Origin of the sequence: Streptomyces daqingensis (assembly GCF_014645895.1) — a bacterium.
Lineage (GTDB): Bacteria > Actinomycetota > Actinomycetes > Streptomycetales > Streptomycetaceae > Streptomyces > Streptomyces daqingensis.
Map to the genome: position 1 here is coordinate 183,390 of NZ_BMMP01000005.1, position 24,491 is coordinate 207,880.

A 24,491-nucleotide genomic window follows, 5' to 3' on the forward strand; every position below is an offset into this window, starting at 1 on the left:
GTGCGGCATACATATCAGTGCCCTCTGCGCTGGTCGGACATGGACGCCTACGGGCACGTCAACAACGTCGTCTACCTCCGCTACCTGGAGGAGGCGCGGATCGACTTCATGTTCCGGGTGGCGGAGGAGTCGGTGCGCGACGCGGACGCGGCAGCGGACGTGCCGTTCCGCGGCGGCTGTGTGGTGGCCAGGCACGAGATCGACTACCTGCGTCCGCTCTTCCACCGGCATGAGCCGGTGACGGTCGAGACCTGGGTGACGAAGCTCAACGCGGCCTCCGCCACTCTCGCGTACGAGATAAGCGACGCGGGCACGGTGCACGCGCGGGCGACGACCGTCATCGTTCCCTACGACCTGAAGGAGGAGCGCCCGCGGCGGATGACCGCCGGTGAACGGGCGTTCCTGGAAGGCTATTTGGATGACAGTGCGTCAGCGTCTCGTCTTCGCTGACCCCGGTGAGGCAGCGGGGCTCGAAGCGTTTCTCGGGCGTCTGCTGCGCTGGGAGAAGAACGCCGCCGTCCGTATCCAGGCGGGCGGCGGCGTCGTCGGGATCTTCGCGAAACCCGCCCGGTTCGAGGTGGTGGCCGTGCGCACGGCCCGGTTGCTGGAGTCCGCGGAGACGGACGCCACCGTCTCCGCCGGTGAGCTCCTCGAGGGGCTGGACGAACAGGCGGAGGCCTTCACCGTCCCCGCTCCGGTCACCGGCCCGCCGTGGACGGGCGTCCTGCCGCCGCGTGGCGGCTGGGAGGCCCTCGGCGAGGTGCCGGCGGACGCCGTGCGCGCGGTGGCCGGGGCCGCTGTGGCCGAATTCCGGGAGCGGGCCGAGCAGTTGCAGCAGCGGGACCGTACCCGCGCGAAGCTGGACGCGCTGGCCGAGGAGATCTGGTCCCGGCCGCTGGGCCGCACCCCTCTGCCTCTGCGTGCCGCGCACGCCGCCTACGCCCTCGGTTTCCTCGCGGGCGAGGAGCCTCTGGGCCTGCTGAGGACCGGTTCCTGGCTGCGCCTGCGCACACCGGCCGGTTCGGTCGTGGTGCGGAACGGAGGCGGGAAGGGGCGGGGGCTGAGCGTCACGCCCGTGTGACGCCGGACGGAAGCGCCTCTGCCGCCGCCGTTTCGTGCTTCTCCGCCAGGGCGTGCGCACGCTCTGCCGTCCGGGGGCTTTCGCGCCAAGCCTCGAAGCGTTCGTGTCGAGCAGGACGGCGGGACCGGCGGCCGGACGCGCGGCGGCCGGCCGTCCCTGTGAACCACGACCTCGGGACGCCGCCCGCGCGCGTCACGCCCCGACTCCGCCGCACCGCGTGGTGTCCGGTGAGCCTGCCCTGCCGTCGCTGTCCGGGACGCGCTCGCCGCGCTATTCCGCCGTGTTGATCATGGAGTTGGCGGCGTACACGAGGTAGTCCCACAGCTGGCGCTCGTGCTCGGGAGCGAGCTCCAGGCTGTCGACGGCGTCCCGCATGTGCTTGAGCCACGCGTCGTGGGCCGCCCTGTCGACCTTGAAGGGCATGTGGCGCATGCGCAGCCGCGGATGGCCGCGCGAATCGCTGTACGTGCGGGGTCCGCCCCAGTACTGGATCAGGAAGAGCGTGAGCCTCTCCTCGGCCGGGCCGAGGTCCTCCTCCGGGTACATGGGGCGAAGCACCGGGTCCTCGGCGACACCCTCGTAGAAGCGGTGCACGAGGCGCCGGAACGTCTCCTCGCCGCCGACCTGCTCGTAAAAGGTCTCCGTCTGCAAGCTGCCGCGCCGAATCTCCATCACGCCTCCATGGTGTCAGATGCTCCGGCCGAGGCCGCTGGTCCTACGTCCCCGCAGTCCCACCGGCGGGGGAACGCAGGCGCGGGTGCCCGCGTGCGGCGCCCGCGCGGCGGCAGGGGCTCCCCTGCCGCCGCGCTGTCTCACGCGCTCCCGTTCCCGGGCCTGCTCAGGCGTCGTCCCAGCGGAAGAAGCGGGAGGCGATCAGCGTGACCACGGCCGCGAACAGCAGCAGTCCGCCCATCACCGGCAGTGCCGCACCCCAGCTCTCCCCCCTTGTCATCACGGACTGCATGGCCTCCGCGAGGTGCGTCAGCGGGAGGAAGTCGGAGACGGTGCGCACCCACGCCGGCGCGATCTCCAGCGGGAAGAACGAGCCGGAGAGGAAGGCCATGGGCAGGACGATCAGCTGCGCCAGCCCGTTCGCCGCCTCCTCGGTCTTCGCCCAGGAGCCGATGAGCAGCCCCATCGACATGAACGCGAGCGTCCCGCAGGCGACCAGCGGCAGGCTGAGCCACCAGTGGCCCGTCAGCCGCAGTCCGTACATGGGCAGCGTCGCCAGTCCGATGAAGATCGCTGTCTGCGCGAACGCCAGAGCGAGGTTCACCCCGACTCTCGCCCCGACGACCGACCCCGCGGTCACGGGCGAGAGCCACAGCCGCCTCAGGATGCGCTTCTTCCGCCAGCTCACCAGGTTCAGGGCCGAACCGAAGACGCCACCCATGGCGACTGCCCAGCTCAGCAGCCCCGGCGTGAGGAACTGGATGGGTTTGACCGACTCGTCCTCGACCTGCTTCGTGGCCAGCCGGTAGGCGGGAGGCTGCCCCGTGGCTGCCTGGTTTGCCTGCTGCAGCACCGAGTTCACCACGGCGCGCACGTTGCCGGCGCTTGCCGAGTCGGCGGCGGAGTAGCGCAGTTCGACTGCCTTCCCGTCGCCCTGGAAGACGGCGGCGTCGACGTCTCCCTTCCGCACCTGTGCCAGGGCGTCACGGCGGGCAGCCGCGGAGCCGCCGGTCTTCTCGATCTTCAACACGCCGCGCAGGGCGGAGCGCTGGCTGTCCGGCATGGCGTCGAACACCTTGACGTTCCCGATCTGGACCACCTCCGCCCGGGGCGTCGAGTCGCTGTCGAACAGCGCCCCGAACATGGCCAGGAACATCAGCGGGAAGATCAGCATGAAGAAGACCGCCGCACGGTCGCGCAGCAGTCCGAGCGCCATCGCCCGGGAGAGGCTGAGGAAACTCTTCACTCGCGGTACTCCCTCCCCGTCAGCTGGAGGAAGACGTCCTCCAGCGACCGCACCCCCAACTCCTCGATCAGCTGCGCGGGAGCGCCCACGCGCAGGACCCGGCCCTCGTCCATGATCGCGACGCGGTCGCACAGCACCTCGGCCTCGTCCATGTAGTGCGTGGTCAGTACGACCGTGCGGCCTTCGGAGTTGATCGTGCGCAGCAGGTCCCACAGGTTCCGCCGCGCCTGCGGGTCGAGGCCGGTCGTGGGCTCGTCGAGGAAGACGAGCTCCGGGTCGTGGACGAGGGCGCAGGCGATGGAGAGCCGCTGTGCCTGACCCCCTGAGAGCTTGTTCTCCCGCGTGCGGCTCTTCTCCGCCAGACCCACCGTCTCGAGCATCTCGTCCGCCCGGGCGGTGGGGACGCCGTAGATGGAGGCGAACGTGTGTATCTGCTCGCGTGCGCTGAGCCGTTCGAAGAAGGCGGACGCCTGCAACTGCACGCCTATTCGCCGCAGCAGCGTCTTGTTGCGAGGCCAGGACGGCTCGCCCAGCAGCGTCGCCGTGCCCTCGTCGGGCTCACGCAGCCCTTCGACGATCTCCAGAGTCGTCGTCTTTCCTGCCCCGTTGGGCCCGAGGATCCCGTAGAACTCCCCGTGCCTCACCTCGAAGGTCGCGCCGTCGACGGCTTGAGTCTCGCCGTAGCGCTTGCGCAGCCCTTCCGCGGTGATCGCGTTTCCTGTCATGTGCGGAGGCTAGGCGCTGAACATCACCTTCCGGCCTCGCGTGAGGCGCGAGCGCGCAGCACAGTGGAGACATGCCTGGTGCTCCGGAGCTTCTGAGGCAGATCGAGGCGAGCGGCGCTCTGACCGACCCGGAGTGGAAGGCCGCCTTCGCCGCAGTACGGCGCGAGCTGTTCGTGCCGTACTACTACGTGACCGGCCCGGACGGCGCCCCGCAGCGGCTGTGGCGTGACGATCCCGATCCCGAGCTCCGCTCCCGCTGGCTGGCGGGTGTGTACGACGACGTTCCACTGGCCACGCGAGTCCGCGACGGTGAACTGGTCTCCTCCAGCAGCCAGCCGTCGCTCATGGCGCGCATGCTGGAGGCGCTGCAGGTGCACGACGGCATGAACGTGCTGGAGATCGGCGCCGGCTCCGGCTACAACGCGGCGCTCCTCGCGCACCGCCTGGGCGACGCCCTCGTGACCACCGTCGACGTCGACCCCGCCATCACCAGCGCCGCCCGCGAGCACCTCGCCGCGGCGGGCCACCGGCCGCGCGTCGTCACCGGCGACGGCACACGGGGTGCTCCCGCCCACGGCCCGTACGACCGGATCATCGCCACGTGCGAGCTGTCCTTTGTGCCCAGCGTCTGGCTGAGCCAGTGCACGACCGGGGCTCTCGTCCTGGCACCGCTCGGCACGGGGCTCGTCAGCCTCCGCGTGACGGACGAGCAGCACGCCAGCGGACGCTTCCACGAGCTCCCCGTCTTCTTCGTACCGCTGCGCGGCGCCGAGCCGGCGCAGCGGAGAACGCAGGCGAGGCGGGACATCCCACGGCACGCGCAGCGGCACGACTCCTTCCAGTTCCTGTTCGGCCTGACGGCGGGCTCGATGGAACCGCACGAGGTGTACGAGCTGTGGCGCACGGCGGGACGCCCCGGCCGGGAGCGCTACGGGGTGACGCTGCGCAAGGGCGAGCAGTGGGCGTGGCTGGACAGTCCCGACGGCCCCTGCACCTGGCCGCTGGCGGGTAGCTGAACGGTCCCGCGCTCAGCCGGGCCGCAGCGTCCGGCGGAGCGTCCGGGCAGTGCTCTGCCGCTCATCCGGACAGCTCCGGCCCCTCCCCAGCGGGGCGGTCGCGGGGCTAGCTTCGGGAGGATGCTCAGCGGACTGCCCTTCCTCTCCCTGCTCGGCGGAGTCGTGCTGCTCGGCTCGTCGGTGCAGCGGATGAGCGGCATCGGCTTCGGACTCCTGGCCTCACCCGCGCTCGTACTGCTCATGGGGCCGGTGGACGGGGTCGCGCTCGTCAACTGCGCGGGCGTCGTCATCGGAGTCGCCGGGCTCGCCACGACATGGCGGCAGGTGCGGCTGCGCACCATGGTGCCGCTGGTCGCCGCGGCGGCGGTCACGGTGCCGCTCGGGGCGTGGTTCGCGCTGCGGCTGCCGGAGCCCGTGCTGCTGACCGTGCTCGGTGGTCTCATCACGGGAGCGGTGCTGCTCGTGGTCCTGGGCGCACGGGTACGGGCGCTGCGCGGGACGGGCGGCGCGGTGGCGGCCGGTGCCGCGAGCGGCTTCATGAACTCCGCGGCGGGCACCGGCGGGCCGGCGCTCTCCCTGTACGCGGTCAACGCGGGCTGGTCCGCCCGGGAGTTCGTGCCCAACGCGCAGTTCTACGGACTGTTCGTCAATCTTCTCTCCGCCCTCGCCAAGGGGGTTCCCCACCTGGCCCGTCCCGCCTGGCTGCTGGTCGCCCTCACCATGGGCGCAGGCATCCTGCTGGGCAGCGCGCTCGCCGCCCGTACGCCGGAGAACGGGGTCAGGCGTCTCATCCTGGGGCTGGCGCTCGCGGGAGGCGTGGCCACTCTGGCGAAGGGGCTCTGGCAGCTGGCGGCATGAGGGTCGGGCGCCCGCACCCGGACCGGGCGCGGGCGGGGCGTGGACCGTCCCCCGGACCGGGCGCGGGCGGGGCGTGGACCGTCCCCCGGACCGGGCGCGGGCCGCGGCCGTACCGCGTGCGGGCTCCCGCTCGCTCCCCGCCGCCGCTCCGCACGCCGGCGATGCTCCCCGCGAGGAAACCGGCACCCCTCCGTGCGCGTGATGACGGGATGACGGCGCACCGGCCACGGGCAGATCCCGATCCGAACAAGATCCCTGCCGAAACGGTGTGGCCCGGGACCCTCGCGGCCATACTCTGGCGGGTGGTTCCGGACCCGCAGCGACAGCCGCGTCGCACAAAGTAGGCGCGGGGAAGGGCCGGCAGCGAACAGGGGGAGGGTGACGAGCCGTGACACAGCCGCTCACGCAGCCGGCACGGCTGTCCTGCCCCGCGTCCCGCATCGGCGGCCGCCCGGGGCACAACGGTGCGGTCCGATCCTGCGAACGTACGGCCGGACGACCGCTGTTCGCGTCCGTGCGGCCAGAGGGGGCGGCTTCCCCGGGGCGGTGCGGCAGCCGGCGGGGCGGGCGGCGCGACGGCCGTCCGGTGCTCCCGGGCGGGCGGACGGCCCAGCACGCGGGACGACGAGTCGCCTGCCGGCGACATCAACCGGGCGGCATGAGGGAAGTAACCCTCGCCGCCGGAACCACGGCACCTGGACCGACGGGGACGGTGGCTGGAACCGGCCGGCGTCCGGAGGGCGACCGGCAGCAGACCACGACGGAAGCGGTGAGGTGATCGATGGGGCCCGCTGGACCCACCGGCCCGGTGATGAGCCGGGAGGAGGTCGACCGTGCTCTGGAACGGCTGACCGCCGAACACGAGGCAGTCGAGTCGTCGCTGCTCGCGCTTCAGGACCACGCGGGGCGCCGCCTCCTGGAGGGCGCGCGGCTCACCGGAACGACCGCTCACCGGTGGGCGCAGGCCGAGGCCGCCATCACCCAGCTCTGGAACGTCTTCGAGACCTACAGCGCGGCCCTCGGTAAGGCGCAGGAAATCCGCGAGCGGCGCCGCTGGCCCAGCCGGGAGGACCTCGTCGAGCTCACCCGGCTGCTGCGCGGAACGCACACCGTGCCGGGGAGCGCCCTCAACGCGGGCGGCTCCGGTGCGGGCCCGGACTCCGTGGAGAGCGCGAGGCTCACGGAGGACGTGACGCTGAGCGGTCTCGTCGAGTGGATGAACACCTGGTACGCGCGGGCTCTCGACGTGGTGGCGGCGGCCGACTCGGTCTGGTCGGCCCTGCCCGCCCGGATAGACCTGCTCGCCGCCGAACTGCGGCGGGTGCAGTCGCTGGCGCACTCCGTGGGCGTACGCCCCGGTGAGCATCCGTCGGGCGACGACCTGGAGCAGACGACCGAGGAACTGACCGCGCTGAGGGCGGAGGTCGTCGCCGATCCGCTCGCCTTCTGGGTTCCCGCCGGCGGCAGCAGCGCCCCGGGCGGCGGAAGGCCCGACACCGACCGCTACGACCGCGCGGCCCGCGCCCTGGAGGACATCCGCCGGGAGATCGACGCCGTCCTGAACGTCCGGCAGGACTCCGAGCAGCGGCTCATGCGGCTGCGCGACGTCCTGTCCCGGGCCGACCGCACGCTCGCCGAAGCGCGCGCGGCGCGCGGCGAGGTGCTGGCGAAGATCGCGGCCTCCGAGGTCCCCGCCGTCAGCGGGCCCCCGACGGCACTGCAGGAGCAGCTCTCGGCTGCGGCCGAGTACCGGCGGCACTCCCAGTGGCACCGTCTCTCACCGCTGCTGGAGGGTCTCGAACAGCGGGCGGAGGACGAGCTGGAGCGTGCGCGGGCCCAGCTCTCGGCCGTGACCGCCCCGCTCGCCGTACGGGCGGAGCTGCGCGGACGGCTGGACGCGTACAAGGCGAAGGTGGCCCAGCACGGCCTGGCCGAGGACCGGATGCTGATGGAGCGGTACGACGCGGCCCGCCGGATGCTGTGGAGCGCGCCGTGCGATCTGCGCGCCGCGGAGGACGCCGTGCTGCGCTACCAGTACGCGGCCCAGGAGCTCCTGGCGCCGCGGCGGGACGACCCGGCGCCCGCCGAGGGGGTGGCGGAGTCGTGAGCGCGGCGCGGGAGGAGGCGGGTCCGCGGGCGGCGGCCGGTGGACCGGCACCGCGGCCCGCCCGGTCAGCGGTGGCGCTGTCCGGGTGGTGCCCGCTCCCCGCGTCCAGGAACGCTCCGAGCGGACGCCCGCACCGCCGGGCTTCCGTGCGCACTGCTGAGGTGCGTACCGCTGGAGTACGCACCGCTGCGGTGCCGGCGGCTCGCGGACGGCGCGCCGGCGTACGCACCGCTCGCGGCCGAAGCGTGCACGCGGATGCCGTGCGCGTCCGGCCTTCGCGGTGCGCACCGCATGAACCACCGCTCGACGGTCCACGCCCCGCGGGGCAGGACACCGGGCGGTCACGGGGCGCCGGGTCCGGCGTGCCGTTGAACCAGGTGCCGGCCTTCGCCTGGTCGGCCGCCGCGCCGGACCGTACGCCGGGGGTTTCCCGCGGCGTGCCGTCGGCGCGACCGCGCCCGCCGCGACGGGCGCGGGGCAGGGCGGAGGGTGGTGAGCGCCGCCCGGGCACGGAACGGCTCCGGGCGGCAACCGGGACGGGGCAGGTCTGCGTCCCCGGATATGAGGCTCGTACCGCCTGCTCGCCAATGCTCGTGCAGTCCGGCACCGAGAGGATCGAACCGGTGGAAACGGGAAACCCGTTCCACCCCAGGACGTGGGTGTGACGATGCTTGATCAACTGTCCGCATGCCCCAGCTGCGCAGAGCCGCTGGAGGAAGGCGACCGCTTCTGCGGCGCATGCGGTGCCGACCTGACGGCGGCGGGGCGTGCGGTGCCCGGCACCGGGGCGCAGCTGCCTCCGTCCGGGAGCGGCCATGCCCCGCAACCCGTGCCCGCGACCACCTCGTTCACGGGGCCCGTTCCGCCACCGCCACCCGCGCCTCCCGTTCCGCCGCTGCCGGAGTTCCGCAATCCGGCGACACCGCCGGCCAACGCTCCGGGCGCGCCGCCGGCACCGCCCGCGGTGCTCCCGCCCGGCCCGGCGGGTCCGTCGGCCGTGCCTCCCGTTCCGCCGCTCGCTCCGGAGGGTCCGCACACGTCTCCCGGGCCGTCCGCCGCCAAGCCCCCGGCGCCGCCGGCGGTTCCCCCGGCCGCCCCGGGCGAGGAGGACTTCACGCTGCCGCCCGCGGGCGGGCAGCCGGGCGGCCCGCCGCCTGCCGGAGCGGCGTTCGGCCGGCCTCCCCAAGGCGGGCCGCAGCCCGAGCGAGGCTACGAGCAGCCGCAGGGGCCGCCCTCGTACGCGCAGCAGCCTCCCGAGCAGCACCCGTCCGGCCAGCAGCACCCGTCCGGCCAGCCGCATCCCGAACACCCCGGTCCTTCCGCGACGGGCGAGCCGGGCGCGGGGCCGGAGCCGCTGTCTCCGGACGCGGCCGACGAGCGCTCCGCCGACCCGCGCGCCCTGCTCGACGACTCACCGCAGCCGGCCGCCGGAGGCTCCTCGAACGGCGAGGGCGACACCCTCTCGGCGGCGATGCCCCGCTGCGTCGCCTGCGGTACGGGCGCCGTCGACGCGGACGGCTACTGCGAGCACTGCGGCCACAAGCAGCCGCGCGAACGCGACCACATGGAGCGTGAGTTGCCGTCCGCCGCGGCGGCGAGCGACCGCGGGCTCCGCCACCACCGCAACGAGGACTTCTTCGAGCTGCACGAGTCGGCGACGTCGCAGGGCTCGCCCGCGACCATCGCCGTGGTCTGCGACGGTGTCTCCTCGGCCACCCGGCCCGACGACGCGTCGGCCGCCGCCGCACGTGCGGCGAGCGCGTCCCTGCGCGAGGGCCTCCTCAAGGGCGCGGCGCCCCAGCAGGCGATGCACAGTGCGCTTGTGGCGGCGGCGGAAGCCGTCAACGCCCTTGCGGCGGAAGGCCCGAACGAACCCTCGAAGAACGCCCCGGCGTGCACGATCGTCAGCTCGCTCACGGCGGACGGCATCCTCACCATCGGCTGGATCGGCGACAGCCGCGCCTACTGGGTGCCGGAAGACCGTGCAGCACCGCCCGCGCGGCTGACCGAGGACGACTCCTGGGCGGCGCAGATGGTCGCCGCCGGCCTGATGAGCGAGGACGAGGCGTACGCGGACGCCCGGGCGCACGCGATCACCGGCTGGCTCGGGGCGGACGCGTACGAGATCGACCCGCACACCGCGTCGTTCAAGCCGGACGGCCCCGGCGTCGTGATCGTCTGCACGGACGGGCTGTGGAACTACGCGGAGTCCGCCGAGCAGATGGCGGCGGTGCTGCCGGCCGACGCCGGCCGGCGTCCCCTGCAGAGCGCCCAGCGCCTCGTGGGCTACGCCCTCGACGGGGGCGGTCACGACAACGTGACGGTGGCCGTCGTCCCCTTCCGGATGACGGCCGGCGGATCGGACGCCTCCTGACGGCCGCGGGGTGACCCGGCCGATTTGATCGCACTGGTGTGACGTCGGCGGGTGGCGGCGGTGCGTGACCGCGATGACATCCGTGCGGAGACGTGCCTGCCATGCCTGCGCTGCCATGCCTGCGGAGACAGGCGTGCGGTGACATGCCTGAGGTGACGTGGCCGCGGTGAGGTGGCGTCGGGGAGGCGCGCCCGTCCCCGGAACGGCGTTCTGCAGCGGCAAGTTGGTGGCATGAGCACGGAGCGGTGACAACGACCTGAGGAAGGCGCCGGAACGAAACCATCACGACTGGATCCGGAACGAAACCGGAGTGACGGGGGAGAGGGTCCTCGCATCCGGGTGCGCAAGCGAGAACCGCGCGCCCCGGCACCCTTCACCCCGCCCGCCCCAGCTACGGATCAGGAGTCCACCAGATGGCCAGTTTCGCCGAGTTCGGCGCACCGCGGTTCTCCGTGGACGTCTACCAGAACGAGTACCTGCCGGAGGGCGCCCGGGAGGTCGACGCGATCGTCACCGTCACGTCGCGACCGGGAGGCACCGCACGCGGCTACCCGGCGGCCGGCGCGGGCACAGGGGCGCCCTCCGCGGGAGGAGCACCGGGCCACACGGACGCCGCGGTCGTGATCATGATCGATGCGTCCGGCTCGATGGACTACCCGCCCAGCAAGATGCGCAACGCCCGCGACGCCACTGCGGCGGCGATAGCCACACTGCGCGACGGCGTCTCCTTCGCCGTGGTCGCCGGAACCCACGAGGCCGAGGAGATCTACCCCGGGGGCGGGACCATGGCCGTCGCGGGTCCGGAGACCCGCGAAGAGGCGGGCAAGGCGCTGCGCAAGCTCCGCGCGGACGGGGGCACGGCGATCGGCACCTGGCTGCGGCTGGCGGACAAGCTGCTCTCCGGGTCGGACGCCACCGTCCGGCATGCCGTCCTGCTCACCGACGGGCGCAACGAGCACGAGGAACCGGAACGCCTGCGGGAGGCGCTCGACGCCTGTGCCGGCCGCTTCACGTGCGACGCGCGGGGGGTGGGGACCGACTGGGAGGTCAAGGAGGTCACCGGAATCGCCTCGGCCCTCCTCGGCTCCGCCGACATCGTGGCCGAACCCGAGGGCCTCACCGCCGACTTCGAGGAGATGATGCGGAACGCCATGGGCAAGGAGGTCGCCGACGTGGCGCTCCGCCTGTGGACCCCGCAGGGCTCCTCGGTGAAGCTCGTCAAGCAGGTCGCGCCCACGGTGGAGGACCTGACGGACCGCCGCACCGACGCGGGACCGCGCTCGGGCGACTACCCCACCGGGTCCTGGGGGGACGAGTCCCGCGACTACCACGTCTGCATCGAGGTCCCGGCGGCCGAGATCGGGCAGGAGATGCTGGCCGGCAGGGCCGCGCTGATCGTCCCGGAGGCCGGCGGCGGCACTCCGCAGACCCTCGCTCAGGGCCTCCTGCGCGCGGTGTGGACGGACGACCCGGCCGCCGCTACCTCCATCAACGCCCAGGTCGCGCACTACACAGGGCAGGTCGAGCTCGCCCAGGCGATCCAGGACGGGCTTGACCTGCGGAAGGCAGGGGACGAAAGGGGCGCGACGGCAAAACTCGGCCGTGCGGTCCAGTTGGCGCACGATTCCGGAAATGGGGATACTTCGAAGTTGCTTTCGAAGGTGGTGGACGTGGTCGACGCCCCGACCGGTACTGTTCGGCTGAAGGCGAAGGTTGCAGACGCCGACGAGATGACGCTGGAGGCGCGGTCCACGAAGACGGTCCGCGTGAAGATTTAGCAGACCCGCGAGGGACGTACCTCGGGTACGGAAGTCCAGGAGCACAAGGGGGAGGCACTCACCATGCCGACTTGCCCGAACGGACACCAGTCGGCGGCCGACGACTGGTGCGAGGTATGCGGTCACCGCATGGCCGACGCGGCCGGCGCACCCACCGGTGCCCCGCAGCCGCCCTCCCCGCCCGGGCCGTCCGCTCCGTCGGCGCCCGGGGGCGGGTACGGCTACCCCGGCCCGCAGTCCGCGCCCGGTGCTCCCGTGCCCCCCGGCGCACCGGTGCCTCCCGGTGCTCCCGTGCCCCCTGGCGCGTCGGCGCCTCCCGGACCGCCGCAGCAGCAACAGCCGCCGCAGGGCTACGGGTACCCCGGGCCGGGCGGGCCCGGTGCTCCGGGCGGCCCACCGTCGCAAGGGGGGCCCGGTCCTGGTCCCGGCGGCCCCGGCCAGAGCGGCCCGGGTGAGGCCTGTCCGCAGTGCGGCAGGCCCCGCGACGGCCAGGCGCCCTTCTGCAACGGGTGCAGCTACAACTTCCTGACGCACTCCCCGACGGCGTTCGCTCCCTCGAACCAGCAGCAGCCGGGAGGCTTCCCGCCACCCGGCCAGCCCGGACAGCCCGGCCCGGGTCAGCATGTTCCGGGACCACAGGGTCAGCCCGGCGGCCCGTTCGGCCAGCAGGCGCCGCCGCAGGGCGCTCCCGGCACGCAGGGCGGCCAGCAGGGGCCGCCGCCCCCGCCGTTCCCCGGTGCGGGGCCGTCGCAGGGCGGTCAGGACCGGTCGTTCGACTTCGACAACGGGCAGCCCTCGCACCAGATGAACCGCACGGGTGAGCAGCCGGCTCCGGACTCCCAGCAGGCCCCCGGCGGTTACCCGCAGGGTCCGGGCCAGCCCGGGCCGGGCTTCCAGCAGGCGACACCGGTGCAGTCCCTGGGGGGCCAGCCGATGGCACCGCCCGCGCCCGGCGGACCGCAGCAGCCGGGTGCTCCGAGCGGTGACTGGACGATTCCGCCGCCTCCCGGAGGCCCGGGGGAGCAGGGGCAGCAGCCCGGACCGCCGCAGCAGTTCCAGCACCAGCCGCCGGGTCCGCCGCAGCAGCAGGGCCAGCACCAGGGTCAGCAGGGCCAGCCGGGTCCGGCCCAGCAGCAGGGCCAGCCCGGTCCGGGGCAGCCGATGCAGCAGCCCGGCAACGCCTCGTGGGTGGCGGTCATCGCGCCCGACCGCGAGTACTTCGCGGCGATGATGGACCGCAGCGGGCCGGAGGCGTCGAGTCTCAACCTGCCCGCGTACTCGCCCGAGCAGCAGCTCCCGATGACCGGTCACCAGATCACCATCGGCCGCCGCCGCCATTCGACAGGCGAGTCGCCGGACATCGATCTGGCGCGCACGCCCGAGGACCCGGGCGTCTCCCACCAGCACGCCGTGCTGGTGCAGCAGCCGGACGGCAGCTGGTCGGTCGTCGACCAGGACTCCACGAACGGCACCACGATCAACGGGGCCGAGGATCCGATCCAGCCGTTCGTGCCCGTCCCGCTGAAGAGCGGCGACCGCGTCCACGTCGGCGCCTGGACGACCATCACCGTGCACCGCACCTGACCGCACCGGTGACATGCCGTTACCGCCCGGCCCGCCGCGTGCGGGCCGGGCGGTCTCATGCCGGTGTCAGCTCGCAGCGGTGGCTGAGCAGGTTGCCCAGCCACCCTGTGCTGTCGCCGTCCTTGAAGGAGCGGGCGGTTCCGGTCAGCGGCCCGTTCCCGCCGCGCAGGTCCAGCGCCAGCAGGGGGCTGTTGAGCCGTGCGTCGGCGGTGGGGAGCTGCAGGGGGAAGACGCCCTGCAGTTCGACGAGGTCGGAGGCGGCCGTCCGGCATGCGGCGCGTTCGCCTGCCACCTCCAACTCGGCGCGGCTGTCCGGCAGTACGCGCAGAACTGTCGGAAGATCCGCGTCGGGGGTGCGGATCGTGCCCGTCCACGAGCCGTGCGGCAGTTGCGTCGTACGGCTGGACGGTGCGAGGGCCGGAGTGATCTGCGCGGGCTCGAATCCGGGGACGAGCGTGCGCAGTACGTACTCCACGATCTGGTCGCGCGCCGCCTTGCGCGTGGAGTTGGTGAGCACGGCGACGGAGAGACCTTGCGCGGGCACCGCGGCCGCCATCACGGCCGTTCCGCCCATGCTTCCGCCGTGGCTGCGGACGACGGGGCCACCGCCTCGGGAGACGCACCAGCCGAGGCCGTAGCCCAGCCGCGAGTGGACCGGGTGGGCCTCGGACGCCGCCTCCCTCGTCGCCGGTTGCAGCAGGCTGCCGAAGGCTTGGGCGAACAGGGCGACTTCGGACGCCGTCGCCCACCCCATCGACGCCCCGGGATGGCTGGAGTCGCACCGCTCCGGGTAGGCACGGCCGTCGGCCGTGTACCGCACCGCCGCCCGCTGCGTACCGGCCGGCGGGCTGGACGTCTCCGTCTGGCCGGACGGGTAGCAGGAGCCCAGGCGGAAGCCCGTGAGACCGAGGGGCCCGCAGACGTGTTCCTCCAGGAACCGCCCCAGCGACTGCCCCGTGGCCGACTCCAGCACCTGCCCCAGGAGCCGGTAGCCGAGGTTCGCGTACTCGAACGCGCTGCCTGGGCGGCGGTGCGTACGCGTGTACCGGTCGGCGTCGATGCGGCGCCTGCCGGTCGTGCCGTAGTGGAAGTCGTAGTGCGGGGCCAGGCCTCCCCGGTGCTGCAGAAGCTGCCGCACAGTGGGCGCCGCATGCCCGTCCCGGAGGTCCGCGGCGGGCAGGGGGACCGGCGCGTCGAGCTGGAGCAGCTGCTCGTCGGCGGCCAGGAGTACGGCGGTGGCGGTGAACGGCTTGGTCACGGAGGCGAGGGCGTACGGAGTGCCGGGGGCCGCGGCGACACGGGACTCGACGTCGGCCCATCCGTAGGCCTGCGCGAAGGTGATCTCGCCGTGCTCGGCGACGGCGACCGAGACAGACGGGCAGCCGTGCTCCTCGAGTGCGGCGGCGCACAGTTCGTCCATGCGCCGTGTGCTGAGCGGCGCGCCTGCCGTTCCGGGGCCGTCGTCGTCCATGTCCTGTCTCCAATCGCCGGGCGGAGTAGGCGACTTCGAGTATCAGGCGTAGTGCGCCCGGAGCTTCGCGTGCGCCCCGGGCGGTGCTCCCGCACGGTCCAGGGCCAGCAGGGCGGAGCCCAGTACGGGCGGGACGGCGACCACACGGGGTGCGGCCAGTGGTGCGGCTGCGGCGAGTTCGCGCGTGAGGCGGTCGTGCAGCAGCGGATGGCGTGCGGCGGCGACGCTGCCGCCGAGGAAGACCGGGGTCTCGGTCGTCAGCAGGTCCAGCCGGGACAGCGTCACGGAGACCATGGCGACGATCTCCTCGGCCTGCCGGTGCACGAGCGCCCGGGCCACCGGATCGCCCGCGGAGGCCACGGTGAACAGGAGCGGCGTGATCTCGTGCATGCGCGTCCGAGGCAGGTCGCCCATGTGGAAGGCCTCGATGAGGGCGTACACGGAGGGGAGGCCGAAGTGCCCCGGCAGCGCCCTGGCGAGCTGAGTGGGCTCGCCGCGGCCGTCCTCCGACCTGGCCGCGTACCAGATCGCCTCGTCCGACAGGCCGCCTCCGCCGCCGAAGTCGCCGGAGAGGCGGCCGAGTGCGGGGAAGCGGTGGGTGTTGCCGCTGCCGTCCTGGCCGACGCAGTTGATGCCCGCACCGCAGACGACGGCCACTCCGTGCTCCACCGATCCGTCGTCGGGGAGCCCGGCGCGGAGGATGGCGAAGGTGTCGTTCGCGACGTGGGTGGTGCGTCCCCAGCGCCGTGCCGCGAGAGCCGCCGCCAGTTCCTTCTCCTCGCGCGGCAGGTCGGCGTTGGCGAGGCAGGCCGAGACGTGCGCGACGGGCGGTTCCGCGGTGTCAGGCTCGTCCCTGCCGGGCTCAGCGGTGCCTGCCGGCGGTGCTCCCGCCTCGGCCAGCGCCTGGCCGACCGTCGCCGACAGCGCGTCGACGGCCGCGCGGACGCCCACGGCCGGCGGCTGGAAACCGCCGCCGCGTGCGCTGCCCAGCACCTCTCCGCCGGCCGATACGACCGCCACGTCCGTCTTGCTGTTGCCCGCGTCGATGGCCAGGCACGCGGAGGTCAGAGCCACGCCAGATGCTCCCTGTTGTGTGCGAGCAGACGGTCGGTCAGCGCCTCGGCCTCGCGGTACTGGCCGACGAGGGGGTGCGCCAGCAGCGCGTCGAAGACCCTGTCGCGCCCTCCGTGCAGGGCTGCGTCCAGCGCCAGGTCCTCGTAGGCGGTGACGTGGGCGATCAGGCCCGCCATGAGCGGTCTGACCGGCGGCGCGGGGAGCGGTTCGGCGCCCGCGCGGCTGACGGCGGCCGGCACCTCGACCACGGCGTCGTCGGGAAGAAAAGGAAGGGTGCCGCTGTTGCGGACGTTCACGACCTGCACGTCGGCGGACCGGCCCTCCGCGGACCCCGTGCCCAGCAGCGACGCGGCCAGAGCGACGGCGGCCTCGGAGTAGAACGCACCGCCCCTGCGGCTCAGCAGGTCGGGTTTCGTGTCCAGCGACGGGTCGCGGTACATCTCCAGCAACTCCCGCTCGATAGCGGCGACTTCCGCTGCCCGCGAGGGCTTCGAGCCGAGTTCGCCGACCACTTCGTCGTGCCGGTAGTAGTACCGCAGGTAGGAGGAGGGGACTGCGCCGAGCCTCTCCAGGAGGTTCAGCGGCATCTGCAGGAACTCCGCGAGCGCCGCACCGTGCTCGGCGAGCAGCCGCGGCAGTACGTCCTTGCCGTCGGGGCCGCCGAGCCGGACGCCGAGTTCCCAGGTGAGGTGGTTGAGCCCGTAGTGGTCGAGGTGGACCTCTTCGGGCGGGACCCCCAGAAGACCCGCGGCCTTGCGCTGCATGTGGATGGCCGCGTTGCACAGTCCGATCGCCTTGTGCCCTGCCTGCAGCAGCGCGCGGGTCACGATGCCGACCGGATTGGTGAAGTCGATGATCCAGGCGCCGGGGTTCGTACGGCGCACGCGTTCGGCTATGTCGAGCACCACAGGGACAGTGCGAAGGGCCTTCGCGAGTCCGCCGGCGCCTGTCGTCTCCTGGCCGACGCAGCCGCACTCCAGCGGCCACGTCTCGTCCTGCAGACGTGCGGCCTGTCCACCGACCCGCAGCTGCAGCAGTACGGCGTCAGCGCCCTCGATCCCCGCGTCCAGGTCCGCCGTGGTCGTGACAGCCGCGTCGTGTCCGGCTCTGCGGAAGATTCTTCGCGCGAGTCCCCCGATCACGTCCAGCCGCTCCGCGGCGGGGTCGATCAGGACCAGCTCGCCGACCGGCAGCGTGTCGCGCAACCGTGCGAAACCGTCGATGAGTTCAGGCGTGTAGGTGGATCCGCCACCGACCACTGCGATCTTCATGCGTCTGTGTGTTCCTTTCCGGGACGGGAGCGAGGGCGGCCGGGCCGGAGGCAGCCGGCGGTCGGGGCGGTGAAGCGCTCGGGGCCGTGCAGCGTGCCGGGCCTCAGGGTGCGCGGGCGGCCGTGGTGTCGAACACCTCGTCGCGGGTGGTGAGGAGCGCGCTCTGGAGCGCTCCGTGCAGGACGGGATGTTCCGTGACGGTGCCCAGCAGCAGCGGCGGCCTCGGCACGGTGAGTTCGTCCAGCTCAGCCTGGATCAGCGCGCGCAGCGGCTCGCCCCCGGCGTTGAGGAGACCCCCGGACAGAACGATCAACTGCGGATCGAGGACGGAGACCATGGCCGCGAGCCCGACGGCGGTACCGCTCGCGAAACGGCGCAGCAGTTCGCTGTGGGGGCCGAGGCGGCCGTCGCCGGTTCCCGGGCGGGGGACGTCGGATTCGCCGTCGGCCGCCACGGCTGCGCGGGAGACGAGGTCCGCCGCCCGGTCGTGCGACGAGGCGTCCGGGTCGCAGGGCAGGCCGAGCTCGTGCGCCCAGCGCAGCACCGCTCCGGCGCCGGCGAGCGCTTGGAACCCGCCGCTGTTGACGTGCACGGGGTCCCGTACGAGAGGCGTGCCCGGGACGGGGAGGAAGCCCACCTCCCCGGCGCCGCCGGTGCGCCCGCGGTGCAGCCGTCCGCCGATGACGAGCGCGGCACCGATGCCCTGCTCGTTCCAGAGCAGGACGAAGTCCTCGTGGCCCCGCGCCGATCCGCTCTGCTGCTCGGCGACAGCGACGAGGTTGACGTCGTTGTCGTAGTCGAGCGGCATGGGCAGCGCGGCGGCCAGCTCCTCCAGCAGGGTGGGGGAGTGCCAGCCGGGAAGGTGCGAGGCGTAGCGCAGCCTGCCGGTGCTCGGGTCGAACGCTCCCGGTGTGCCGACGACGAGCCGGTGCAGCTCGGACTTGTGCACGCCGGCTGCCTTGGCGGCGCCCTCCACGGCCTGCACGACGGAGTCCGCCGCGCTCCGCACGGGCCGCCCGCCTCCCTCCCCCTTCCGCTGCGTCCGGCGCGGGGGCGTGGGCACTTCGAAGACGCCCGCGACGCGTCCGGTGATGTCCGCTACCCCGGCGAGGACGCGGGTGGTGGTGACGTCCACGCCGGCGACGTACGCGGCACGCGGATTGACGGCGTACAACTGCGCGTTGGGGCCGGGCCGGCCCTCGCTCCGGCCGGTGACGACGACGAGGCCGGCGGCTTCGAGACGCGCAAGCAACTGGGAGGCCGTCGGCTTGGACAGTCCGGTCAGCTTGCCGATGCGTCCCCGCGAGAGCGGGCCCTCGGACAGCAGCAGGTCGAGCGCCGCGCGGTCGTTCATCGCGCGCAGCACGCGCGGGGTCCCGGGTGTCATTCCGGCCATCTGTGCCGCCTCCGCCCTGGCACACACCGGGTGCGCAGGCACCGGGACAGGGCACTGTTAGGAGTGTTTCCAATTCCGGGACAGTAGGGCCCACTGTCTCGCCGCGTCAATGAACAGTCGTAGCGAGACGGCGACGGCGAGACGGCGAGACGGCGAGACGGCGAGACGGCGCGACGGGGACGCGAGGCTGTGCTCGGGTGCTGTCACGCGTGAACGGTCCTCCGCGGCCGGCGTCCGCTGCCGGCGGCCGGGCGAGGACGAGGGCCGCGGCTACTTGGCGGCCTTCTGCAACGGCACCTGTCCGCCGTTCTTGCCGCTCTCCCCGGTGAACACGGCGTCCGCGTCCGCGTCCGCCCGCGCCGCCTCCAGGGCCAGCGACTCCTCGTCGACGCTCTGGATGCCCCTGCTGTCCAGCGCCCGTTTGATGCGCCAGCGCAGCTCGCGCTCCACCCCGAGCGCCTTGCCCGGCATGGTCTTGGCGGAGACCCGGACGACCATCGAGTCGAGCGTCACCGAGTCCAGGCCCAGCACCTCGACGGGCTCCCACAGCAGTTCGTCCCAGGGCGCGCTCTTGCCCAGCTCCTGGCCCGCGGAGGCGATCGCCGAGCGCACCTCGTCGAGGTCTTCCCCGGCCCGCACCTGCACGTCCACCGCGGCGGTGGCCCAGCCCTGACTGAGGTTGCCGACCCGCTTGATCTCGCCGTTCCTGATGTACCAGATCTCGCCCCCGTCGCCGCGCAGCTGCGTCACCCGCAGCCCGATCTCCAGGACGATTCCGGAGATCTCGCCGACGTCGACGCGGTCGCCCACGCCGTACTGGTCCTCCAGCAGCATGAAGATCCCGGCCAGCAGGTCCGTGACGATGTCCCGCGCCCCGAATCCGAGGGCCACACCCGCCACGCCGGCGCTGGCCAGCAGCGGCGCCAGGTTGATGCCCAGGTCGGAGAGGACCATCAGCAGCGCCGTGCCGATGATCACGAAGGAGGCGATGCTGCGCAGCACGGACCCGATCGCCTGGGAGCGCTGCCGGCGCCGCTCACCGCTGACGAGCAGGCCGCGCAGGGCGTTGGCGCTGTCCGCGGCCTCGGCCCTGCGGTTGACGCGCTTGATGAGCCGTGTGATGGAGCGTCGTATGACGTAACGGAGCGTGATCGCGATGACCGCGATGAGGAGTATGCGCAGGCCCGCGGCCAGCCACGACGTCCAGTTGTCGCCGATCCACCCGGCGAAGCCGAGGGCCGAGTCCTGGGCGTCCTCCAGCGAGGCGGGCGGTTCCGGTGCGCCTCCGTCTCTCCCGTCCAAGGGGGCCGAGCGGAGTGAGAACGACGGGGCGGAGCCGATCAGCCGGTACACAGCAGAACCTTCCGTACAGGGTCGTTTTCGCTCGCCGCCACAGACGCGCGGGCGCGCCAACCACACTAACGGCGCAGGACGTTCACAACTCGCGGCCGGGTGGAGGACGGGTGTTTTCCAGCCGCCCGCCCGGCCCCTCGATGACCTGTCCCGCACCAACGTGACTGTTCGCGGGAGGGGCGGGGAATTCCTGGAGAGGTGAGAGGTGTGGTTGAAAACACGCTCAGTGCGTTACCTGGTCGTGGTGGCGGATCGGCCAGGGCACGGGACACACTGAGAACAGATCGTCCCGGCGCGAGCCACGCGCCGCAGACGTACAAGGAGGCACCGTGCCGCATGTCCTGGTCCTCAACGCGTCGTACGAGCCGCTGGGCGTCGTACCGCTACGTCGCGCGCTCATCCTCGTGCTGAACGACAAAGCCGTCAGCATCGAGGAATCCGGCGCCCTGATGCACAGCGCAACCCGCGTGATACCCGCACCGAGCGTAGTGAGGCTGAAGCGCTTCGTACGGGTCCCCTTTCGCGGTGCGGTCCCGCTCACCCGCCGGGCGCTCTTCGCCCGGGACGGCGGCCGGTGCGCGTACTGCGGTGGAGTCGCAACCAGCGTCGACCACGTCATCCCGCGAAGCCGCGGCGGACAGCACACCTGGGAGAACGTCGTGGCGGCCTGCCGCCGCTGCAACCACGTCAAAGCGGACCGCCATGTGGCCGAGATCGGATGGAGACTGCGGCATCAGCCCGCGCCGCCCTCCGGACTGGCCTGGCGGATCATCGGCACGGGTCATCGTGATCCGCGCTGGATGCCGTACCTACAGCCATACGGCGCGGACGACGCCCTAGCCCGGATCGAAGGCAGAGCGACTGCCTGAGACCGGGTTCTGTTGTATCCGGGCGTCTCGGGCCGGCCGTCCCGGGACGATCCGGCGCTCCGGCGGGGTCCCGGACCGCTCGTCCGGGACGGGGTCCCGCCGCGCTCCCGCGCGGCGGCACGGCGGCTGCCGTCCCGCTCCGCCCGCGCCCGGCGGCCGTCTCAGCCGCCGCTCCGGCCTTCCTCCCGCACCGCGTACGCCTCGATGCTCCACAGCGAGTACCCGAAGCGGGTCGCCCGCTTGTCTCCCTGCACGCGCACGTACCGGGTGTCGTCCGGAGCGTCCATGCGGACCGTCTCACGGCCCCCTCTGCCGTCCCGGACGGTCGCCGCGGTACGCCACCGCTTGCCGTCCGGCGAGACCTGTACGCGGTAGCGCTCCGCGTGGGCGTCCTGCCAGTGCAGCACCACCTCGCCGATCCGGGTGGGCTCCCGCAGCTTCAGCTGCAGCCACTCGCCGTCCTCGGCCCGCGACGACCAACGGGTGTCCTTCCGCCCGTCGTTGGCGGCGGAGGCCGGGAAGTCGGACGTCTCGTCCCCGGACGACTCCGCCTCGGCGCCGCGCGCCAGATCAGGGCCTCCCGTCCCCGGGAAGGCCCGCACCGTGAGGGTGCGCCGCTCGTCCCCGAAGGTCACCGGGATCTCGTAGGTGCCCGACTTCACCGAGTCGTCGGCCTCGATCTCCAAGGGGATCTCAGCAGTGCCGCCGCGCGGTACGACTGTGCGGTCCGGGGCGCGGACGGTGAAACCCTCCGGGGCCTTGGCAGTGACGCGGCCCCGTACGTCGGACGGACTCTGCGCGCGCAGTTCGACCGTGGCCTCGCCCTTGCCGCCGCCGATCGGCGCGTAGATCTCGTCCTTGGAGAGGGAGAGCGACGCGTCCGGACTGTCGGCGTACCACGGCGTGATCTCGTGCACGACGGGTTCGTCCGAGCCCTCGGACCATGCCAGCCGCAGCGCGTCCGCCCGCAGCCCGCCGGCATCCTGCTGAGTCCAGCCGCTGCCGGAGAGCGTCCCGAGCCGCTGCCAGCCCTTGCCCGGCACGTGGACCTCCACGCGGGCACGGGTGCCGGAGCCCGGCCCCGTCTGCACGGTGACGGCCTCCAGCGGGCGGCTCTCGGGCAGTTGCACGGTCAGCGCCGGAGTGCCCTGCCGGGCGGCGCTGCCGCCGCTGCCCGCGTCGTCGTCCGCGCCGGAGCCGCCGGGCGTGCCGGCGGGGGCGTCCTGACGGAGGCCGCCCGGGAGCGACGCTCCCGGTGCCGCCGAGCCCGGAGCGAAGTACCCCGCGGCGGGGGCTGCTTCGGCGCGGTACGCGGTGTCCGGGTCGCCGTCGACAGCGGCGTCCGCCGGGGAGCCGGGGCGGGCCTTGGGGCCGCCCAGCGCCGTGTGGTCGCCGAAGGCCTTCCGCCGTACGCCCGCCCAGCTGTCGGAGGTCTTCAGGGCCCGCCTCTCGAACTCCTCCAGCACACCCTTGCCGACGACGGCCGAAGCCTTCTCGCCCTCGGCCACGAGCTTCTTCAGAGCCAGCCGCGCGTCCCAGGCGGCCCCGCCGTCGCCCCGCGCCAGCGCCGTCAGCATCGCGACGGCCTGCTCGCCCGCCTCGCCGTGCCGGGCCAGCTCCTCCAGCCAGGCCGGAACCTCACGCGCCAGCGCACCGGGGACCCGCTCGCGGGCTGTGCGCATCGTGCGGAAGTGGCCGCGTAGCTTGTCCGCCGCGCGCTGCAGCCGCTCGCCGTCCTTCTCGCTCTTGCGGGTGCCGGACGCGTAGGCGTCCCAGAACTCCGCCAGCAGCGGCCGCAGGTACGCCGACTCCTCGCCGCCGAGCACCGACGACGCGTCGTTGCCGGCGAGCGCGTGCACGGCTTCGCGGGCCGCCTCGTCGCGGCCGTCCGGAGTGGACCCGCCGCCGGCCACGTCGTCCACGGCGGCCCGCCAGGACTCCTGCGCCTCGTAGCCCTTCGCGTTCCACGCGTAGTCCGCGGCGGTGAACAGCGGGATGCGGGAAGCGGTCGGCTGCTTCATCGCCGTCGTCAGCAGCGCCGCCGAACCGGAGGCCACCGCGGGCTCTCTGCCGCGGTAGGGGCCGAGGAAGAGGCGGTCCTTCGCGTAGTCGTTGACGGGGTAGTTGTCCATCGTGACGAGCGGATGGTGGCCGAACGCGGAGCGCGCCGTGGTCAGTTCACGGCCGGTGATCGTGCGGGGCACCACGCCGACGCCCGTCCACGCCACCTCGACGCCGGGGGAGAGCTTCCGGGACAGCGCCGTGCGGTACGCGGTGTCACCGTCCTGGTAGAACTCCGTCGGCATGACGGACAGCGGGGCGAGGCCGGGGTGCCGGCCGGCGAGATGGCGGGCGACCTCGTTGGCCAGCTCGGCCTGCGCCCGGGCCGCCGCCTCCGGGCCCGAGCCGTACTTGCGGGCGTCCTCGTCGCAGTGCCACTCGCTGTAGCTCACGTCCTCGAAGCTCAGCTGGAACGCCCCGAATCCAAGCGCCCGCATCGAGTCCAGCTTCCGCAGCAGCTTCCTGCGGTCCTCGTCGGAGGAGAAGCACAGGCCCTGCCCCGGTGAGACCGCCCAGCCCAGCGTCACGTGGTTGCGCTGTGCGCGCTTCGCGAGCTCGCGGAACTCCTCGCGCTGCGCCGCCGGGTAGGGGTCGCGCCAGTGCGCCGCCTGGCGGTACGGGTCCTCGGTCGAGGCGTAGAGGTAGCGGTTCTGCTTGGTGCGGCCGAGGAAGTCCAGCTGCCCCAGACGCTCCTGATGCGACCACGACTTGCCGTAGAAGCCCTCGGTCACGCCGCGGACGGCGGCCGCCGGCCAGTCCCGCACGGTCACGCCGGCGAACCCCAGGACTCCCTCCCGGGACTCCTTCCGGTCCGACGCTTCGTCCCCGTCTTCGCGCTCTCCGCGGACCGTCAACTGCCGCAGTGTCTGCACAGCGTGGAAGAGACCGGCGCCGTCTGCTCCCTCGAGCGCCACGGTGTCCCGGTCGCCCGCCCTCCCGACGGACAGCCGGTACCCGCCGCGCGGCAGGTCGCCCCGCGGCGGTGCCTTCATCTCGCGCAGCGCGGCAGCAGCCGACGCGCTGTCCGCTCGCACGACCAGCCCGCGTCCGGGCAGCGGCTGGCCAGGACGTACCTCGTTGACTGTCCTTGCGCCCGCCTCCTGGAGAGCGCTGCGCAGGACGTCGAGAGCCGCGTCGTCGGTCTCGTCGTCCGAGACGATCGTCACGTCGCGCCCGACCGGCACGAACGAGCCCTGCTGCTTCAGCGACTGCGGACGCGGCCACACGGACGGTGCGCCGCCCTGCGCTTCCTCCGCGTCGCCGGCGCTCTGTGAAGGGGCACCGTCAGCGTCGGGCGGCGGGGCGGCCTGCGCCGAGGGCAGGCCGAGAAGTCCGCCCACGACTGCCGCGGTGAGCGCTGTCGCGCCCATGCGCCGCCGTGCTCTGTCTCCGTGCGCCGCTGCGCCCACCACTTCCTCCCCCGACGCGCCGTTCCTCGCCGCGCGCCTCAGGTCCGTCACGTCCGTCCGCCGCATCCGAGAGCCCGCCGCGCTGCTGCCGCCCGTCCGGCCCGACGCCGTCACATCGCTCACCGGAGCTGAACAAGCGGTCCGCG

Annotated in this window: 18 protein-coding genes; 9 read left to right on the forward strand and 9 right to left on the reverse strand. The window is 73.3% G+C overall.

What is annotated here, in order from left to right; genetic code table 11:
• Complete coding sequence (locus IEY56_RS09475) at positions 1-450, forward strand: acyl-CoA thioesterase (protein ID WP_189036686.1); 450 nt, start codon at positions 1-3, stop codon at positions 448-450.
• Positions 419-1,081 (forward strand): DUF8185 domain-containing protein, encoded by a 663-nt coding sequence (locus tag IEY56_RS09480; protein WP_189036687.1) that lies wholly within the window; start codon positions 419-421, stop codon positions 1,079-1,081. Before IEY56_RS09475 ends, IEY56_RS09480 begins: the two co-directional genes overlap by 32 nt.
• A 270-nt stretch (positions 1,082-1,351) precedes the next feature.
• On the opposite strand, the gene IEY56_RS09485 is transcribed toward IEY56_RS09480, so the two are convergent.
• From IEY56_RS09485 to IEY56_RS09495, 3 genes are all read right to left on the reverse strand, one after another.
• On the reverse strand, positions 1,352-1,753 hold the full coding sequence (locus IEY56_RS09485; RefSeq protein ID WP_189036688.1) for a globin: 402 nt from the start codon (positions 1,751-1,753) through the stop codon (positions 1,352-1,354).
• A gap of 166 nt (positions 1,754-1,919) precedes the next feature.
• The gene (locus tag IEY56_RS09490; RefSeq protein WP_189036689.1) at positions 1,920-2,999 is read right to left on the reverse strand and encodes an ABC transporter permease; all 1,080 of its coding nucleotides are present in this window, start codon (positions 2,997-2,999) and stop codon (positions 1,920-1,922) included.
• The gene (locus IEY56_RS09495; RefSeq protein ID WP_189036690.1) at positions 2,996-3,724 is read right to left on the reverse strand and encodes an ABC transporter ATP-binding protein; all 729 of its coding nucleotides are present in this window, start codon (positions 3,722-3,724) and stop codon (positions 2,996-2,998) included. Before IEY56_RS09495 ends, IEY56_RS09490 begins: the two co-directional genes overlap by 4 nt.
• Before the next feature lie 71 nt (positions 3,725-3,795).
• Between IEY56_RS09495 and IEY56_RS09500 the strand changes: the two genes are divergently transcribed.
• From IEY56_RS09500 to IEY56_RS29205, 6 genes are all read left to right on the forward strand, one after another.
• Positions 3,796-4,740 (forward strand): methyltransferase domain-containing protein, encoded by a 945-nt coding sequence (locus IEY56_RS09500; RefSeq protein WP_189036691.1) that lies wholly within the window; start codon positions 3,796-3,798, stop codon positions 4,738-4,740.
• Between the two features lie 120 nt (positions 4,741-4,860).
• Positions 4,861-5,598, forward strand: coding sequence for a sulfite exporter TauE/SafE family protein (locus IEY56_RS09505; protein WP_189036692.1), 738 nt, complete (start codon positions 4,861-4,863; stop codon positions 5,596-5,598).
• 781 nt (positions 5,599-6,379) lie between these two features.
• Positions 6,380-7,705, forward strand: coding sequence for a coiled-coil domain-containing protein (locus IEY56_RS09510; RefSeq protein WP_189036693.1), 1,326 nt, complete (start codon positions 6,380-6,382; stop codon positions 7,703-7,705).
• Positions 7,706-8,372: 667 nt separating this feature from the next.
• On the forward strand, positions 8,373-10,079 hold the full coding sequence (locus tag IEY56_RS09515) for a PP2C family protein-serine/threonine phosphatase (protein ID WP_189036806.1): 1,707 nt from the start codon (positions 8,373-8,375) through the stop codon (positions 10,077-10,079).
• Between the two features lie 413 nt (positions 10,080-10,492).
• Positions 10,493-11,857, forward strand: coding sequence for a vWA domain-containing protein (locus tag IEY56_RS09520; RefSeq protein WP_189036694.1), 1,365 nt, complete (start codon positions 10,493-10,495; stop codon positions 11,855-11,857).
• Between the two features lie 63 nt (positions 11,858-11,920).
• A complete protein-coding gene (locus IEY56_RS29205; RefSeq protein WP_189036695.1) occupies positions 11,921-13,441 on the forward strand; it encodes an FHA domain-containing protein in 1,521 nt (506 codons plus the stop codon).
• Positions 13,442-13,496: 55 nt separating this feature from the next.
• On the opposite strand, the gene IEY56_RS09530 is transcribed toward IEY56_RS29205, so the two are convergent.
• From IEY56_RS09530 to IEY56_RS09550, 5 genes are all read right to left on the reverse strand, one after another.
• Complete coding sequence (locus IEY56_RS09530) at positions 13,497-14,912, reverse strand: serine hydrolase domain-containing protein (RefSeq protein ID WP_229711749.1); 1,416 nt, start codon at positions 14,910-14,912, stop codon at positions 13,497-13,499.
• A 42-nt stretch (positions 14,913-14,954) separates the two neighbouring features.
• Positions 14,955-15,986: an N-acetylglucosamine kinase gene (locus IEY56_RS09535; RefSeq protein ID WP_189036696.1), complete on the reverse strand. Its 1,032-nt coding sequence runs from the start codon at positions 15,984-15,986 to the stop codon at positions 14,955-14,957.
• A complete protein-coding gene (locus IEY56_RS09540) occupies positions 15,977-17,257 on the reverse strand; it encodes a 6-phospho-beta-glucosidase (protein ID WP_189036697.1) in 1,281 nt (426 codons plus the stop codon). Before IEY56_RS09540 ends, IEY56_RS09535 begins: the two co-directional genes overlap by 10 nt.
• 103 nt (positions 17,258-17,360) lie before the next feature.
• Entirely contained in the window at positions 17,361-18,653 is a 1,293-nt protein-coding gene (locus tag IEY56_RS09545; protein ID WP_189036698.1) for an ROK family transcriptional regulator, read from the reverse strand.
• Positions 18,654-18,923: 270 nt separating this feature from the next.
• Positions 18,924-19,955 (reverse strand): mechanosensitive ion channel family protein, encoded by a 1,032-nt coding sequence (locus IEY56_RS09550; protein WP_189036699.1) that lies wholly within the window; start codon positions 19,953-19,955, stop codon positions 18,924-18,926.
• 380 nt (positions 19,956-20,335) lie between these two features.
• Here IEY56_RS09550 and IEY56_RS09555 point away from each other — a divergent pair, with 380 nt between their 5' ends.
• Positions 20,336-20,875 carry an HNH endonuclease gene (locus tag IEY56_RS09555; RefSeq protein ID WP_045863392.1) on the forward strand — a complete coding sequence of 180 codons (540 nt, stop codon included), beginning with the start codon at positions 20,336-20,338 and terminating at the stop codon, positions 20,873-20,875.
• 161 nt (positions 20,876-21,036) lie between these two features.
• On the opposite strand, the gene IEY56_RS09560 is transcribed toward IEY56_RS09555, so the two are convergent.
• Positions 21,037-24,306 carry a glycoside hydrolase family 84 protein gene (locus tag IEY56_RS09560; RefSeq protein WP_189036700.1) on the reverse strand — a complete coding sequence of 1,090 codons (3,270 nt, stop codon included), beginning with the start codon at positions 24,304-24,306 and terminating at the stop codon, positions 21,037-21,039.
• Positions 24,307-24,491 lie beyond the last annotated feature (185 nt).

Coding starts and splice junctions, on each gene's coding strand:
- IEY56_RS09560 (WP_189036700.1), bottom strand. CDS start 24,306: ATGGGCGCGACAGCGCTCACCGCGGCAGTCGTGGGCGGACTTCTCGGC.
- IEY56_RS09485 (WP_189036688.1), bottom strand. CDS start 1,753: ATGGAGATTCGGCGCGGCAGCTTGCAGACGGAGACCTTTTACGAGCAG.
- IEY56_RS09495 (WP_189036690.1), bottom strand. CDS start 3,724: ATGACAGGAAACGCGATCACCGCGGAAGGGCTGCGCAAGCGCTACGGC.
- IEY56_RS09520 (WP_189036694.1), top strand. CDS start 10,493: ATGGCCAGTTTCGCCGAGTTCGGCGCACCGCGGTTCTCCGTGGACGTC.
- IEY56_RS09545 (WP_189036698.1), bottom strand. CDS start 18,653: ATGGCCGGAATGACACCCGGGACCCCGCGCGTGCTGCGCGCGATGAAC.
- IEY56_RS09530 (WP_229711749.1), bottom strand. CDS start 14,912: ATGGACGACGACGGCCCCGGAACGGCAGGCGCGCCGCTCAGCACACGG.
- IEY56_RS09515 (WP_189036806.1), top strand. CDS start 8,373: ATGCTTGATCAACTGTCCGCATGCCCCAGCTGCGCAGAGCCGCTGGAG.
- IEY56_RS09480 (WP_189036687.1), top strand. CDS start 419: ATGACAGTGCGTCAGCGTCTCGTCTTCGCTGACCCCGGTGAGGCAGCG.
- IEY56_RS29205 (WP_189036695.1), top strand. CDS start 11,921: ATGCCGACTTGCCCGAACGGACACCAGTCGGCGGCCGACGACTGGTGC.
- IEY56_RS09510 (WP_189036693.1), top strand. CDS start 6,380: ATGGGGCCCGCTGGACCCACCGGCCCGGTGATGAGCCGGGAGGAGGTC.
- IEY56_RS09500 (WP_189036691.1), top strand. CDS start 3,796: ATGCCTGGTGCTCCGGAGCTTCTGAGGCAGATCGAGGCGAGCGGCGCT.
- IEY56_RS09505 (WP_189036692.1), top strand. CDS start 4,861: ATGCTCAGCGGACTGCCCTTCCTCTCCCTGCTCGGCGGAGTCGTGCTG.
- IEY56_RS09540 (WP_189036697.1), bottom strand. CDS start 17,257: ATGAAGATCGCAGTGGTCGGTGGCGGATCCACCTACACGCCTGAACTC.